9 protein-coding genes are annotated in these 14794 nt (G+C 49.5%); 5 read left to right on the top strand and 4 right to left on the bottom strand.

The window, feature by feature from the left end:
• The first annotated feature begins 2 nt into the window (after window positions 1-2).
• The 3 genes from PPHA_RS03465 (at window position 3) to recN (ending at window position 2691) form a co-directional block, all read left to right on the top strand.
• On the top strand, window positions 3-641 hold the full coding sequence (locus PPHA_RS03465; protein ID WP_012507493.1) for a phosphatidylserine decarboxylase: 639 nt from the start codon (window positions 3-5) through the stop codon (window positions 639-641).
• Between the two features lie 118 nt (window positions 642-759).
• A complete protein-coding gene (locus PPHA_RS03460) occupies window positions 760-969 on the top strand; it encodes a Sec-independent protein translocase subunit TatA/TatB (RefSeq protein ID WP_012507492.1) in 210 nt (69 codons plus the stop codon).
• Window positions 970-987: 18 nt separating this feature from the next.
• The gene (recN, locus tag PPHA_RS03455) at window positions 988-2691 is read left to right on the top strand and encodes a DNA repair protein RecN (protein WP_012507491.1); all 1704 of its coding nucleotides are present in this window, start codon (window positions 988-990) and stop codon (window positions 2689-2691) included.
• 19 nt (window positions 2692-2710) lie between these two features.
• On the opposite strand, the gene PPHA_RS03450 is transcribed toward recN, so the two are convergent.
• Window positions 2711-6964, bottom strand: a complete 4254-nt coding sequence (locus tag PPHA_RS03450) for a PAS domain S-box protein (protein ID WP_190274021.1) — start codon at window positions 6962-6964, stop codon at window positions 2711-2713.
• A gap of 398 nt (window positions 6965-7362) precedes the next feature.
• Here PPHA_RS03450 and dapA point away from each other — a divergent pair, with 398 nt between their 5' ends.
• On the top strand, window positions 7363-8253 hold the full coding sequence (gene dapA, locus PPHA_RS03445; RefSeq protein WP_012507489.1) for a 4-hydroxy-tetrahydrodipicolinate synthase: 891 nt from the start codon (window positions 7363-7365) through the stop codon (window positions 8251-8253).
• Window positions 8254-8332: 79 nt separating this feature from the next.
• On the opposite strand, the gene gcvPA is transcribed toward dapA, so the two are convergent.
• From gcvPA to rlmB, 3 genes are all read right to left on the bottom strand, one after another.
• The gene (gene gcvPA, locus PPHA_RS03440) at window positions 8333-9673 is read right to left on the bottom strand and encodes an aminomethyl-transferring glycine dehydrogenase subunit GcvPA (protein WP_012507488.1); all 1341 of its coding nucleotides are present in this window, start codon (window positions 9671-9673) and stop codon (window positions 8333-8335) included.
• Window positions 9674-9676: 3 nt separating this feature from the next.
• The gene (gene gcvH / locus PPHA_RS03435; protein ID WP_012507487.1) at window positions 9677-10060 is read right to left on the bottom strand and encodes a glycine cleavage system protein GcvH; all 384 of its coding nucleotides are present in this window, start codon (window positions 10058-10060) and stop codon (window positions 9677-9679) included.
• A gap of 119 nt (window positions 10061-10179) precedes the next feature.
• Entirely contained in the window at window positions 10180-10926 is a 747-nt protein-coding gene (rlmB, locus tag PPHA_RS03430; RefSeq protein WP_012507486.1) for a 23S rRNA (guanosine(2251)-2'-O)-methyltransferase RlmB, read from the bottom strand.
• Between the two features lie 275 nt (window positions 10927-11201).
• Between rlmB and nifJ the strand changes: the two genes are divergently transcribed.
• Window positions 11202-14759 carry a pyruvate:ferredoxin (flavodoxin) oxidoreductase gene (nifJ, locus tag PPHA_RS03425; RefSeq protein WP_041526411.1) on the top strand — a complete coding sequence of 1186 codons (3558 nt, stop codon included), beginning with the start codon at window positions 11202-11204 and terminating at the stop codon, window positions 14757-14759.
• The last annotated feature ends 35 nt before the right edge of the window (window positions 14760-14794 follow it).

Raw genomic sequence — 14794 nt, 5'->3', positions numbered from 1 at the left:
AGATGTTTACTTCCTATGGCTACAGCACCATGATCAAGGTGTTTCTTCTCTGCCTGGCTATCAGCGCGGCTGCACTGATTTTTCCCCTCTGGGCACAAATACCGATACACCTTACAACAGGCCTCGCACTCCTTTTCACCCTCTATTTTTTTCGTGACCCTAAACGGGTTGCGCCCGACGAAAAGCGAATTATCCTTGCACCCGCCGACGGGAAAATCCTTCTCGTCCAGAAGCAAAACGGAAACATTGCCGGAAAAACCTCAACGCTGGTCAGTATTTTTATGTCGCCCCTCAATGTCCACGTCAACCGCGTACCACTCAGCGGAAAGGTAACCCGCCTGCACTACCGCCCCGGTCAGTTCCTGATGGCCTTTGACAATCGGAGCATGGAGAGCAATGAAAAAATGGAAATCGGCATAAACAACGGTGAAATTGAGGTACAGTTCAGCCAGGTATCCGGTTTTCTGGCCAGAAGAATTGTCTGTCAACTGCAAAAGGGAGAGAACGTCAAACTCGGCAACAGGTTCGGCATGATCAAGTTCGGCTCAAGGGTCGATCTCATCCTGCCCCCTTCAGCAACCGTACTGCTTCAGCCAGGTCAGAGAACCCGTGCCGGCGAAACCATCCTTGCCCGCTATTGAGCCAGGCAACACAACAACCAGCCTTCCTCTGAAAAGAGTTGGTTTAGGAGAGCATATTGATTATATAATTGACAAGAAATACTCATTTCAGCAATAAAAATGCCATGGAGGAATCCCGATGTTTGGATTAGGTGGACAGGAACTGATTCTCATTCTGCTGATCATTCTGCTGTTGTTCGGCGCAAAAAAACTTCCGGAACTTGCAAGAGGGCTGGGAAAAGGGATGAAGGAGTTCAAAAAAGCACAGACTGAGATAGAAGAGGAGTTTAACTCAGTCGTTGATGAAAAGCCGAAAAAGGAAAAAACAGCCTCGTCAACGCAAAGCTAACATGTGCGATAACCGGCCATGCTTGTCAGCCTCTATATCAGAAATTTCGCACTGATCCAGGAGCTAACGGTTTCATTCAACCCTGGACTGACCATTATAACCGGAGAGACCGGCGCTGGCAAATCTATTCTTGTCGGAGCGCTGAGTCTTGTTCTTGGTGAGCGTTCAAGCAGTGATCTGGTGCGATCAGGCACCAGCAAAGCCGTAATTGAAGCGATACTCAACGACGTTCATTCTGAAAAGATTGAGAGGCTGTTGCATGATGCGAACATTGAAACGGCACAGGAGCTTATTCTCCGAAGGGAGCTCTCCTCAACTGGTCAATCCCGCTGCTTCATCAACGACACACCCTGCACGGCGGCCATCCTGAAACAGACCGGCGAGATGCTGATTGATCTGCACGGCCAGCATGACCACCAGTTGCTGCTTCATGCCGACACGCACGAGAGCCTGCTTGACGACTTCGCCAAAACAGCACAGGAGGTCACCGCCTACAAAGAGGCTCGTTCAGCGCTTCAGGAGATGCAGCGAGGGCTCGAAACCCTGAAAAAAGAGGCGGCAGAAATCCGCGAAAAGAGGGAGATCGTTACGTTTCAGCTCAACGAGCTCAACGCGCTTGACCTGAAAAGCGGTGAGGAGGAGAGCATTGAAACCGAAATAACGCTCCTTGAAAATGCTGAAACCCTGTTCACGCTCAGCGCATCCCTGAGTGAGCTGCTCTACGACAGCGAACACTCCCTCTATTCTGCCATAAGCGAAGCGTTGCATCTCCTCGAAAAACTTGCAACCATCGACAGGCGCTTCGACATCCATCTTGAAGAGAGTCGCAGTGCACAAAGCATAGTCGATGAACTCGCCCGTTTCACCCGCAGCTATACCGCAAACATTGATTTTAATCCCGTCAGGCTCGAATCGTTACGGGAACGCCAGCTCCAGCTCCAGCGCATCGGGAAAAAATATGGCCGCTCCCTCTCCGGACTGATTGAGTTGAAAAATGAGCTTGAAGCAAAGAGCGCCCTCGAAGAGAACCTTGAAGAGGAAGTTGATCGTATCCGCCAGCAGATAGCCCGGCAGAAAGCTGAACTGTCGCGGTACGCCGACACCCTTTGCCGCAAACGGCAGGATGCCGCCCATCGGCTTGAACTCCTTATCCAGAAACAGTTGGCGGAACTCGGCATACCACACGCCACCTTCGTTGTCAGCATGAGGCACGAAGAAAATCGTGAGGGAGAAATCACCGTCGATGGGAAGTGCTATACCGCATTTGCGGGCGGTTACGACCAGATTGAGTTCCTGATTTCAGCCAACCCCGGTGAAAAGCCAAAACCGCTTGTCAAAGTGGCCTCCGGCGGAGAAATTTCACGGGTCATGCTTGCCCTGAAGAGCGCCCTGGCTGAGTCGGCCGAGCTGCCAATCCTTATCTTTGATGAAATCGATACCGGCATCAGTGGCAGAATCGCCGAAGCGGTCGGAAGAAGCCTGAAAAACCTCTCACGCCTGCACCAGATCATCGCCATCACCCACCTGCCACAGATTGCCGCAATGGCCGACCTGCACCTCAGTGTGCAAAAATCCGTCCAGCAGGAGAGAACCATAACGGAAGTGACCGTTCTTGACCATGAGAGCCGCCTGCAGGCCATTGCCGCGCTCATCAGCGGCAAAAACATCTCCCCCTCGTCACTTACACTTGCAGCAGAACTGGTTGAGAGGGCTGCTCGCTGAACTTCACAAACCCCTCTTTTTACAAATAACTATCGTAATCCTGCGGCGCTGCTTTTCCACCTCTTTCTGCAGTTTTTTCATTCCGAACGGGTTCCTTGTAATGAGCTGAAATGACCTCATTGATCTCCCTGCTAAGCTGGGCTATTTTGACCGGTTTTTTCAGAAGTCTGCTGATACCGTAGCGGGCCAGAGAGGCATTGTTTTCGATCTCCTTGCCATAACCGGTCATAAGGATAACCGGCAGATCCTCCCGTATTTCATGCAATGCCGAGACGAGCTCGATACCGTTCATCTCCGGCATCGTGAGATCGGTTATGACAAGGTCGAACGCAGCGGGCTCTTGGCGGAAAACTTCAAGAGCCTTAAGGGGAGAACTGAAAACCTTTACCCTGAACCCAAGTTGCGTGAGCAAGGCTGACATCATTTTCAGGGTGCTCACTTCATCGTCTATGAAGAGCAGTTGGCAAGAGCCCTGAATCGGGATTTCTTCACGCTCACATTTTTTTTGCTGTTCTTCGATAACCGGCAGGAAAATGCTGAATGAGCTTCCATTCCCCTTCCGGCTTTGAACAGTTATTTCGCCTCCAAAGCTCTTGATGATGCCATGAACCACCGAAAGTCCGAGCCCGGTACCCTTGTTAACCGATTTCGTCGTAAAAAAAGGCTCGAAAATACGTTCCATGGTTGCATCATCCATACCACAGCCGGTATCGGAAACGGTCAGGTTCACAAACCGCCCCGGCCCGATTTTTGGCAGTTCTTTCCCCAATTCACCCTCAAGAGTGATCTCCTTAAGCTCGATACTCAGATCCCCGCCATTTCCCTCCATTGCCTGGAATGCGTTGGTACAGAGGTTAACGACAACCTGGTGGATTTTGGAGGGATCGGCAAGAATGTTCCTGCACTCCCTCTCAATGTTCTGGCTGATGCTGATCGTTGCAGGGATGGAGGGACGCAGCAATTTCAGCGCTTCCTGAAGTATGGACTGGACAGAAACAACCGAAGGGGTACTTTCCTGGGCCCTGCTGAAGGTGAGAATCTGTGAAACGAGGTTCTGGGCACGGTCTGCCGCGTTGACAATTTCGGAAAAATAGTCATGCTGAGGAGCATCACCCGAAAGGGTAAGCAATCCCATTTCAGCATAGCCCATGATGGGGGTGAGAATATTGTTGAAATCGTGTGCGATACCTCCGGCCAGTGTTCCTATGGTTTCAAGCCGCTGGGTCTTGCGCATGCGGCTTTCAAATTCATTCTGACTGTTCAGTGCATTGACCCGCTCGGTAATGTCAAAAAGGATGCCGTCAATAAAAGAAAACTGGCCCTCTTCGGAAAAGGTCGAGGTTTTCCGGTCTTCGATCCACTTGACTGAACCATTTTCATCCATGACCCGATAGACGATGATCAGGGAATTTTTTTTACTCATGAGCTCTCTGTTGGACTGCTCAACTTTTTCGCGGTCATCGGGATGAATGGGGCTCATTGCTTCATAATTCTTTCCATTCATTTGAGGGAAAAGTCCGTTTGCAACAGAATGGATCGAACCGCTGAAATACTTGATGCTCCCGTCACCGGAGAGTCGGTAAACGACACCAGGAATATTATCGATAATGGAGCTTAACTCTTCACGCAACCTCGACTGCAGGGTATATGCCGCAAGCGCCGCCTCGTTTTTTTTCATTTCCGTAAGGTCTACAACAACCCCTCGCCCGCCAGTGATCACACCTCCTGTGAACACCGGTGCACCGTAAAGCATCGCCTGAAATTCAGTTCCATCCTTCCTGAGCCCGGTCATCTCGACACTTACCCTTTTACCTTCAAGGGTGATGGCGTGCAGCACACTTTTCAAATAGCTCAAATCAGAGGGGTTAACCAGGGTGTATACCGAATTGTTCTGCATTTCCCCCGCATCATATCCGAAAAAGAGCAACCCTTGCCTGTTGCAGTAGGTGATCACGCCATCCAGGTCAGCCTCAATAGCCGGAAGAGGAAGAAATTCTATGAGCTCTCTGAACCTTCTTTCACTTTCCTTGACGGTCGATTCATGTTTTATGCGCTCAGTAATATCCCTCGAAATGCCGAAAATCACAGGTTGGTCGTCCCAGCTCCCATGGGTCGCAATCGTTTCCACAGGGATCAGGGAAGCTGTTTTCGTCATAAGGGGAACAAGACAGACATGTTCAGTGCCGGCAAGCATTCCTTCGATATTTCTTCTGGCCTCTTCCCGCTGTGCCGGAGGATGAAAGTCAAGCACATGCATTCGATATGCCTCTTCCTGTGTATAGCCGAGGCGGGAGAGCACGGCAGAGTTCGTGTGTTTGACCATCTCATCAGCTCCGACGATGAAAAGCATGTCGTCGATCGTGTTGAATAGTGCATCCAGGTTCCTGTTCGCTGCGTTGATCTTTTCCTCATGTTTTGCCTGAATAATAGCTGCGCCAATCCGGGAAGCCACAGTCTCAAGCGCCTTGCGTGAAAATTCCGGTACCTGGTTAAGCGAATGGGATGCAACATTCAGACATGCTACAACAACATTCTTGCTCATGACTGGAACAACCGCGATTGCTTTCAGATCGTCATCCAGACTTGGTAGATCGGTAGTGAGTTCGATTTCCGTATAACGACTGTAGAGTGGTATACCCTGGAAGACGATGTGCTGCTGGGTGCAATCTCCGCTGTAATGATTTGTTTTACTGACAAACGATTCCGAAAGCCCTTCAGAATAGACAAGACTCAGGCTTTTATCGGCTTCGTTTACGAGGTAGATCCCTCCACAATCCATGCCTGAAATTTCAAGCGCACTCTGCAGACAAATTTTCAAAGTCTCCTCGAATGAGGCCGATGCGCTCAATTTCAGGGCAAGATCGAGTTCACACTGGATCATGCGTTCAGCTTGCTTCCTCTGAAGGGCGTTGGCGATGATTCCTCCAGCGAGCTTAAGCACCGAAACGGTTTCCTGTGGCCAGTGGCGCTCTTGGGTAACCGCATCGAAACCGATATAGCCAAACGGAAGATTACCGGACGCGAGGGGAATGATGATGAGCGATCGGATATCCTGCTGTTCGAGGATCTCCATTTCCGCCGCAGCTTCCTCCGGCAGCTCCGATACTCTCGGTACGATAATTGCCTCATTCATGTTGATCTTTTCAGTCAGCCATGCAAACAGATCGGTTGGCAGATGCTGCAGGATCTGGATCTGCGGCTCGATACCCTCGGCGCACCACTCATGGGTATTGTCCATCAAGCGATGGTTGTCGTAGTACTCAAAGATATAACTCCGGTCTGCCTGTACGAACTTTCCGATATTTTCGAGGGCAAGATTGACCATCTCGTCGATCCTGTGGGCAGGAAGGTTGATAAACTGGTTGGCCAGGGTGGCAACGAGACGCTCGAACCTTCGATTGTATGAGAGGGATGGCTCAATGCCACCATGAGAAGCCGCATCAAGGATAAATGAGTCGTAATGGGAGACCGCACCGTTTTCATCGCGATGGATGAACCTGAAATCATAGACCTCGATTTCGGAACCATCTTTCCCCTGCAGCCGATACTCCATCTCGAACGATTCCCGGCTGTTGTCTGCGGCGAACGCTTCAACTTCCCCCAAAACCCGTGTTCTGTCGTCCGGATGAATAAGCTCTGTGTAGCCGACAACATTGCCAATCAACTCGGCTGGCAGGTAACCAGGCAATATTCCAAAATTCTTCGTTACATCGACTATAGGCCAACCGGGACTGTTTTTCAGGCGAAATACCGAAACCGGCCCCCCCATGAACATATTTCGTTCCTTGAGAAGCCTTTCCTCGGCATGCTTTCTCTTGGTTATATCCTGATGGGTACCTACCATTCGAACCGGATTTCCCGTCCGGTCACGCTCGAAAACAATACCCCTGTCGAGCACCCATACCCAATCACCATTCTTATGCCGCATTCTGAGTTCGATTTCATAGAAATCAGACTCCCCGCTGAAATGCCTCTCGAGCAAGAGTGTTGAGCGCTTCAGATCGTCAGGGTCACAAAACTTCATCCATGTTTCAATCGTGACCGGTTCGAGTTCCTCTTTCGTATAACCTGCGATTTCCGCCCAGCGGTTGTTTATGGCAACTGCTCCCGAACTGATATCCCAGTCCCAGGAACCAGCATTGGTACCGGCAATGACCAGCCCCAGCGTTTCAACCTGTTTTTCATATTCAGCCAGCTTCGCATCTTTTTCCTCCAGCAAAGCCTTCATCTGCAGATATTCCTCTTCCTGTTCTCGCACGTGTTCCACCATCATATCCATAAATCGATTATTGATGCCCGGTTCTCTTTAATACGCTTAAGTAAGTATAAATTCATTCAAGTTATGCACGAAAAAATAACAACCCCAAAATAATCACATTAAACGTTGAACCGTATTTTTCAACACCAGGTGAGTCGTAACCTCTGCCGGGATTAAAGGAGAAAAGCTGTTTGGGTGACTTGGGTTATGGTACGGAAGAGAACTGGATGTGTGGGCATTTGGGACAAGTTGCTGCTGATTTAGCCTGCGCTTGCTGACAATTAAGGGGTTTTGCGATAAATTCCGTTTTACAAATTACCTTTCTCTGTATATTCCTGATCTTCCTGACAAAAAAAACAGAGGAACATAAAAGAGAGTTTTCAGTTGAATTTGTAAAGTTTAGAGAAAATAGTATGTCCACACGATACCTTTCAGGATCTGCCGTTGCGCTGGTAACCCCGTTCAAAAAGGATATGACGGTTGATACCGATGCATTAAGGAGACTGGTACAGTTTCAGATCGCAGCAGGAACCGATATCATCATCCCCTGCGGCACGACGGGTGAGTCGCCAACTCTTTCCGAAGATGAACAGTTTGACATTATCCGCATTGTAAAGGATGAGGTGGACGGGAAAGCCCTGGTGGCAGCAGGCGCTGGCACGAACTCTACCCCACACGCCGTAGCCCTTGCAAAGAACGCGGTAAAAGCGGGTGCATCACTCCTTCTTTCCGTGGCTCCGTATTACAACAAGCCTTCGCAGGAGGGAATCTATCAGCATTACCGCCATATTGCCGAGGCCGTCACGGTGCCAATTATCATCTACAATGTTCCGGGAAGAACAGGATGCAATGTTGCGGCTTCAACCATTCTGCGGCTTGCAAGAGATTTTGAAAATATTGCGGCTGTCAAAGAGGCTACCGAGAATATGAGCCAGATTTCGGAACTTCTTGAGGAGCGTCCAGACCATTTTTCTGTACTCACCGGTGAGGATTCGTTGATTCTGCCCTTTATGGCCATGGGTGGGGATGGGGTAATCTCGGTTGCGGCAAACCAGATTCCCTCACAGATCAAGCAACTGGTCGAAGCTGCCAGGCTGGGCGATCTTGAGGAGGCACGGAGGATAAACCGCCGTTATCGCAAGTTGTTGAAACTTAATTTTATTGAGAGCAATCCTGTACCCGTCAAATACGCCCTGTCACGAATGGGGATGATTGAGGAGAACTATCGGCTGCCCCTGGTACCACTATCAGCAGAGAACAAGCTGCTTATCGACCAGGAACTGGAGTCACTGGGACTCATATAACAACACCAACTTCAAGCTTTTCAGCTACCGACAACTCGGTAGCTGAAAAGCTTATAAGTCCCCTGAGTCCCATACCCTCCTATATTCCAGTAATCCCCTCAAGCTTGTCAACAAAACTATCAAGCTCCGCTTTTGTCCTTTTCTCCGTAACAGCAACAAGCAATCCAGTTTCTCCGTGAACAGCAAGGTCGTGGCCTGCAAAGAGCTTGTGCTCAAGCATCCGTTCAATTACTGCGGCTGCAGGAATTGGTGTTTCAACAACAAACTCCCGGAAAAATGGCGCCTTGTATTTCAGGGAAAATCCAGGAATCGCAGCTATTTTTCCTGCCAGATAGTGGGCCTTCTGTGCTGATTGTGTGGCAACCTGCTGCAACCCCTCTTTTCCAAGCAGTGAAAGATAGATGGCCGCCTGAAGGGCATTGAGCGCCTGGTTGCTGCAGATGTTTGACGTGGCCTTTTCACGCCGGATGTGCTGCTCGCGGGTCTGAAGGGTAAGAATAAAGCCATCTTCTCCATCCCTGTCTTTGGTCATACCGACCAGACGACCGGGAATTTTGCGGACAAGTTGCTGCTTCACGGTAAAAATGCCAAGGTATGGGCCTCCAAAACTCTGAGGCGTACCAAGGGGCTGGCCCTCACCGACGGCAATATCTGCCCCGTAACTTCCGGGAGCTGCAAGCATGCCAAGTGAAAGCGGATCGGCGGAGACAACAAAAAGCGCCCCGTTTTCATGGGCAATGGCCCCGATCGCTTCAACATCTTCAAGAGAGCCATAAAAGTTGGGCTGCTGCACAACCACGGCAGCAACCGAGGCACCGACAAGCTCTTTCAGTGCATCAATGCTGCCAACACCCTCTTCAAGAGTGTTCTGTATAACTGCATGGTGACCGGCTGCTTCAAGATAGGTTTTCAGAACAGAGCTGTTGTACGGGTGCAGCTTACCAGCCACAACAACCTTGCTGCGACCCGTAACGTTCATGGCCATCAAGACTGCTTCAGCCAAGGCCGTCGCCCCGTCATACATGGAGGCATTGGCAACATCCATCTCATAGAGACGGCAGACAAGGCTCTGGTATTCGTAAATTGCCTGCAGGGTGCCTTGGGAGACCTCAGCCTGGTATGGCGTATATGCCGTATAAAACTCGCTGCGGGAGGTAATGGTCTTGATGGCTGCGGGGATGAAGTGATCATAAGCCCCTCCTCCAAGGAAACTGACATAATCAGCCGTACTCTTGTTAGCAGAAGCAAGGCCCTCCAGCAGTTTTCGAACCTGGGGTTCATCTGAAGCCGGAAAAAGATCGAGAGCTCTCTTCAGTCGTATCTCTTCAGGAATAGCAACAAGCAGATCATCAAAGGAGCTGACCCCGATTGCCTTGAGCATCTCATCCCTTTCGCTGGCAGTATTGACAATAAATGGCATTGGTTACTCCCCTGTGAGCTGACGGTAAGCCTCAGCATCAAGCAGTGCATGAACTGCTTCCGGACTGGCAACCTTCATCTTGACCAGCCAGCCATCGTTGTATGGATCCTGATTGACAATTTCAGCGCTGTCAAGCAGAGCATTCAGCTCAAGCAGTTCACCGGCAACCGGAGCAAAAAGATCGGCAACGGTTTTTACCGCCTCGACTGTACCAAAGACCTCATGCTGTTTCAGCACTGTTCCGGCAGATTTCAATTCAACAAAAACAATATCCCCAAGTTCGTGCTGGGCAAAGTCAGTAATGCCGACCAGTGCGGTGCTGCCATCTTCGAGCAGTTTAATCCATTCATGGTCTTTGGTATAACGGAGATCTTCGGGAATAGTCATGGCGAGGAGAAAAAGTATGTTGATGGAGTGTCCAACCCAAAATAAGGGTTCGTCTTTGTGCAAGACAAGGTAATATTTTTTTGCAATCCCGTCAAATCAGCCGGTTAAAAGCGGTTCGCTCATGCAAGCCGCTGCCTCATGGCTTCGTAAAGCAGCACACCGGCCGTCACACTGACATTCAGGGATTCAACGCAGCCTGCCATGGGAATGCGGACAACATGATCGCAGAATTGCAGCGCTTCAGGTGCAATACCGCTCCCTTCCATACCAAGCACAATGGCTGTCGATTTTTTCATGTCGGCATCGGTATAATTGAGTTCTGCTTCCATATCAGCCGCAAGAACCTGAACATTGCATTGATGCAGAAGTTCAAGGGCACGCACAAGGCTTTTTACCTTGCAAATTCTCATATGAGAGAGCGCTCCGGCTGAGGCCTTGTGAACGACAGCATTAACAGGAGAGCCCTTTCCTTCAACAAGCACAACTGCATCGGCAGCCACAGCTTCAGCAGTTCTTATTATGGCTCCGATGTTGTGGGGATCATCAAGCCCCTGCAGTACCACAAGAAGCGGGAAGGTATTGCGGGGAGTTGCCAGCACCTCTTCAAGCGAGTAGTAGGTGACCGAACTGATAAGAGCACAAACTCCCTGGTGCTTTGTTGTGCCGGCAATAAGGGAAAGTTTTTCAAGCCGGGCTTTGCCGCTCACCAGCTTCAGCCGCCTTGCGGTAATAACAATTTCCTTCAGTTTTGGATGAGAGGTGTTAAACTGAAAATAGATCTTCTCAATACTTTCGGGCTTTTGCTGGAGAAGCTCAAGTACGGCATTCCTGCCATAGACAATGTTTTCGGAATGTTCCGCGTCCATAACACCTCATTTACTCTATAATTAAAAAAATAGCAAAGAACCGTGCAAACTTGTTCGGGGGATTGTTCCCCATCCGCCGGATTCACCATAAAACAAACAGAAATCTAATTAAATTTATCAAATTCATTTTTTTTTATATCTTTCTTTCCACCCAGAAGTGGGTTTTTTCTCTGTTTTTCTTGTCTTACGATTATAACGCTTGCAGTTCCTTCTCACTTTCCATATCGGTGATCTGCACATACCCTTATCAATACAAATTTCAAGTGACTGACAGTATGAGCCGGACTTATAAAACAATGGAGGGAAATGAAGCTTTGGCTCATATCTCTTTCCGCACCAGTGAAGTTATCTGTATCTATCCGATCACTCCAGCATCACCGATGGGGGAATATTCGGAGGCATGGGCAAGCGAAGGAAAAACCAACATCTGGGGAACTGTCCCCAAAATTGACGAGTTACAGAGTGAAGCTGGCGCTGCGGCAGCGGTTCACGGCTCCCTGCAGACCGGTGCGCTAACAACCACCTTTACTGCGTCACAGGGGCTCCTGCTGATGATTCCCAACATGTATAAAATAGCCGGTGAGCTCTCCTCGTGCGTCATTCACGTCTCGGCACGTTCGCTGGCCGCGCAGGCTCTCTCGATCTTTGGAGACCATGGCGACGTCATGTCAATTCGCGGAACAGGCTTTGCCATGCTTGCATCAGCTTCCGTTCAGGAGGTCATGGATATGGCGCTCATTACGGCTGCTGCAACCCTTGAATCAAGAATTCCATTCCTTCATTTCTTTGACGGATTCAGAACCTCTCATGAAATCTCAAAAATAGAGATCATTGCCGATGATATCATTAAAGAGATGATCAATGATGATCTCGTCATAGCACACAGAAACCGCCGCATGAGCCCTGATGCACCAATTATCAGGGGCACATCCCAGAATCCCGATGTCTATTTTCAGGGCAGAGAGACGGTCAACAGCTATTACAATGCGTGCGCCGAAATCACTGAAAAAGCGATGGCGAAATTCGGAGAGCTCACTGGTCGCCACTATAACCTCTATGAATACTACGGTGCAACTGATGCTGAACGCGTCATTGTCCTGATGGGTTCCGGAGTCGAAACCGCCAGGGAAACCGCTGAATATCTCAACAATCAGGGTGAAAAAGTCGGTGTCATCCACGCCCGTCTCTTCCGTCCCTTCGATATCGAACGTTTCATCAAGGCGTTTCCTGCCACGGTCAAGTCAATTTCTGTACTGGATCGGGTCAAGGAACCCGGAAGCGCTGGAGAGCCACTCTATCTTGACACCGTCAATGCACTGCTTGAAGGAGTACAGAATGGATTGATGAAAACCATTCCAGCCATTACCGGTGGTCGATATGGTCTCTCATCAAAGGAATTTACACCCGCAATGGTCAAGGCTGTCTTCGACAACATGGCTTCTGCAAAACCGAAAAACCACTTCACGGTCGGTATCAACGATGATGTAACTCATACCAGTCTTGATTATGACCGGAGCTTCCTGATCGAGCCTGACGAGATGTTCCGGGCGCTCTTCTACGGCCTTGGGTCAGATGGTACCGTCGGCGCGAATAAAAACAGCATTAAAATTATTGGTGAAAATACCGGGAACTATGCCCAGGGCTATTTCGTCTATGATTCAAAGAAAGCAGGTTCAATTACGACATCACATCTTCGCTTTGGCCCCAGGGAGATTCGTTCAACCTACCTGATCACCGAGGCCCAGTTCATTGGCTGTCACCACTGGATTTTCCTTGAAATGATTGACGTGGTCAAAAATCTCAAGAAAAATGGCACCCTGCTTCTGAATACCCACTACTCGGCCGAAGAGTTGTGGGAAAAGTTGCCGAAAATCGTTCAGGAACAACTGATCCGCAAAGAGGCAAAACTCTTTACCATTGATGCCTATAAAGTTGCACACGCAAGCGGGATGGGCCAGCGCATCAACACCATCATGCAGGCCTGCTTTTTTGCAATATCGGGTGTTCTGCCCCGCGAAGAGGCAATCGAGCAGATCAAGAATTCTATCAGAACAACCTATGGCAAAAAGGGTGACGATGTTGTCAACCAGAATATAAAGGCTGTTGATGAAACGCTCTCGAACCTGCATCAGGTTACCATTGGCTCCGTTGCCAACAGTACAAAAGAGCTTCGTCAGCCCATTGTCGGAGAGGCGCCTGATTTTGTCTGTAATGTTCTGGCGAAAATCATTACCGGCGAGGGTGACGACATTGCTGTCAGCGAGCTGCCTGTGGATGGCACCTACCCGACCGGAACTTCAAAATTTGAGAAACGCAACCTTGCCGATGAAATTCCTGTCTGGGAATCCGACATCTGTATTCAGTGCGCAAAATGTGCTATTGTATGTCCCCATGCTGCAATCCGCGCCAAGGTCTACGATCCGAAGTATCTCGATAATGCACCACGTACCTTTAAATCCACTGAAGCAAAGGGCGCGAACTGGGAAGGGATGAAATATACCATCCAGATCGCCCCGGAAGACTGTACGGGATGCGAAATCTGCATCCATGTCTGTCCTGGAAGGGATAAAAACAACCCTGGAAGAAAAGCGCTCAACATGCATGAGCAATCCTCACTTCGTGAAACCGAGGTTGACAACTGGAACTACTACCTTAATATTCCTGAATATGACAGGAACAAGATCAACACCCGACTGGTCAAGGAACAGCAACTTCAGGAGCCACTCTTCGAATTTTCAGGAGCCTGCTCTGGTTGCGGTGAGACCCCCTACGTCAAGCTGATGACCCAATTATTCGGTGACCGTCTGGTGGTTGGCAATGCAACAGGATGTTCATCAATTTACGGTGGAAACCTCCCCACTACCCCCTATACCAAAAATTCGGACGGTCGTGGCCCGACATGGTCCAACTCGCTCTTTGAAGATACCGCTGAATTTTCACTTGGTTTCAGGATCTCCATCGACAAGCAGCGGGAATATGCTCGTGAGCTTCTGCAGCGCCTCGCTTCACAAATTGGTGATACGCTGACGACAGAACTTCTTGAGGCCAGTGAAATCAATGAGCCTGAAATTTTTGAACAGAGAAAACGGGTTGCAATCCTCAAGGATAAACTCCGTCAGATGGATTCGTCTGATGCAAAGAACCTGCTCTCGGTAGCCGATATGCTTGTCAAAAAGAGTGTCTGGGCCGTCGGCGGCGATGGATGGGCCTATGATATTGGCTATGGCGGCGTAGATCACATAACGGCTGGTGACAAAAATGTCAACCTTCTGGTGCTTGATACCGAAGTCTACTCAAACACGGGAGGACAGGCGTCAAAAGCAACACCGAAGGCTGCGGTAGCGAAATTTGCAACCGCAGGAAGGGCGGTAACGAAAAAAGATCTTGGCCTGATTTCGATGAGTTACGGAAATGCCTATGTTGCATCAGTGGCCCTTGGAGCCAGGGATGAACAGACGCTGAAAGCGTTCATTGAAGCCGAAGCCTACAACGGGCCTTCAATCATAATCGCCTATTCGCACTGTATCGCCCACGGTATCAACATGTCTACCGCTCTTGAGAATCAGAAAGCTGCGGTTGATTCCGGCCACTGGATACTCTACCGCTACAATCCGGAACGTTTGCTTGAAGGAAAAAATCCGCTGATACTTGATTCGAAGAAGCCAAAGATACCGGTTGCCCAATTCCTTGATATGGAAAACCGCTTCCGGATGCTCAAAAAGAGCAATCCGGTACTTGCCAAAGAGTACTACGCAGCAATCCAGAAAGAGGTAGATGCTCGCTGGGCCCATTACGAATATCTTGCAGCACGCCCCTTTGATGAGCTTAAATAACAAGCTCCTGCCCTGAAATCAAGAGAAATGAAAAA

The sequence above is a fragment of the Pelodictyon phaeoclathratiforme BU-1 genome, from assembly GCF_000020645.1.
Taxonomy (GTDB): domain Bacteria; phylum Bacteroidota; class Chlorobiia; order Chlorobiales; family Chlorobiaceae; genus Chlorobium; species Chlorobium phaeoclathratiforme.
Note: the sequence above shows the minus strand (reverse complement) of the source record. Positions and strands in the feature narration are given on the sequence as shown.

Excerpts from the sequence above, each read along its gene's own strand:
- rlmB (WP_012507486.1), bottom strand. The coding sequence starts at position 10,926 with ATGGACGCGGAACATTCCGAAAACATTGTCTATGGCAGGAATGCCGTA.
- PPHA_RS03465 (WP_012507493.1), top strand. The coding sequence starts at position 3 with ATGTTTACTTCCTATGGCTACAGCACCATGATCAAGGTGTTTCTTCTC.
- nifJ (WP_041526411.1), top strand. The coding sequence starts at position 11,202 with ATGAGCCGGACTTATAAAACAATGGAGGGAAATGAAGCTTTGGCTCAT.
- gcvPA (WP_012507488.1), bottom strand. The coding sequence starts at position 9,673 with ATGCCATTTATTGTCAATACTGCCAGCGAAAGGGATGAGATGCTCAAG.
- PPHA_RS03450 (WP_190274021.1), bottom strand. The coding sequence starts at position 6,964 with ATGATGGTGGAACACGTGCGAGAACAGGAAGAGGAATATCTGCAGATG.
- gcvH (WP_012507487.1), bottom strand. The coding sequence starts at position 10,060 with ATGACTATTCCCGAAGATCTCCGTTATACCAAAGACCATGAATGGATT.
- dapA (WP_012507489.1), top strand. The coding sequence starts at position 7,363 with ATGTCCACACGATACCTTTCAGGATCTGCCGTTGCGCTGGTAACCCCG.
- PPHA_RS03460 (WP_012507492.1), top strand. The coding sequence starts at position 760 with ATGTTTGGATTAGGTGGACAGGAACTGATTCTCATTCTGCTGATCATT.
- recN (WP_012507491.1), top strand. The coding sequence starts at position 988 with ATGCTTGTCAGCCTCTATATCAGAAATTTCGCACTGATCCAGGAGCTA.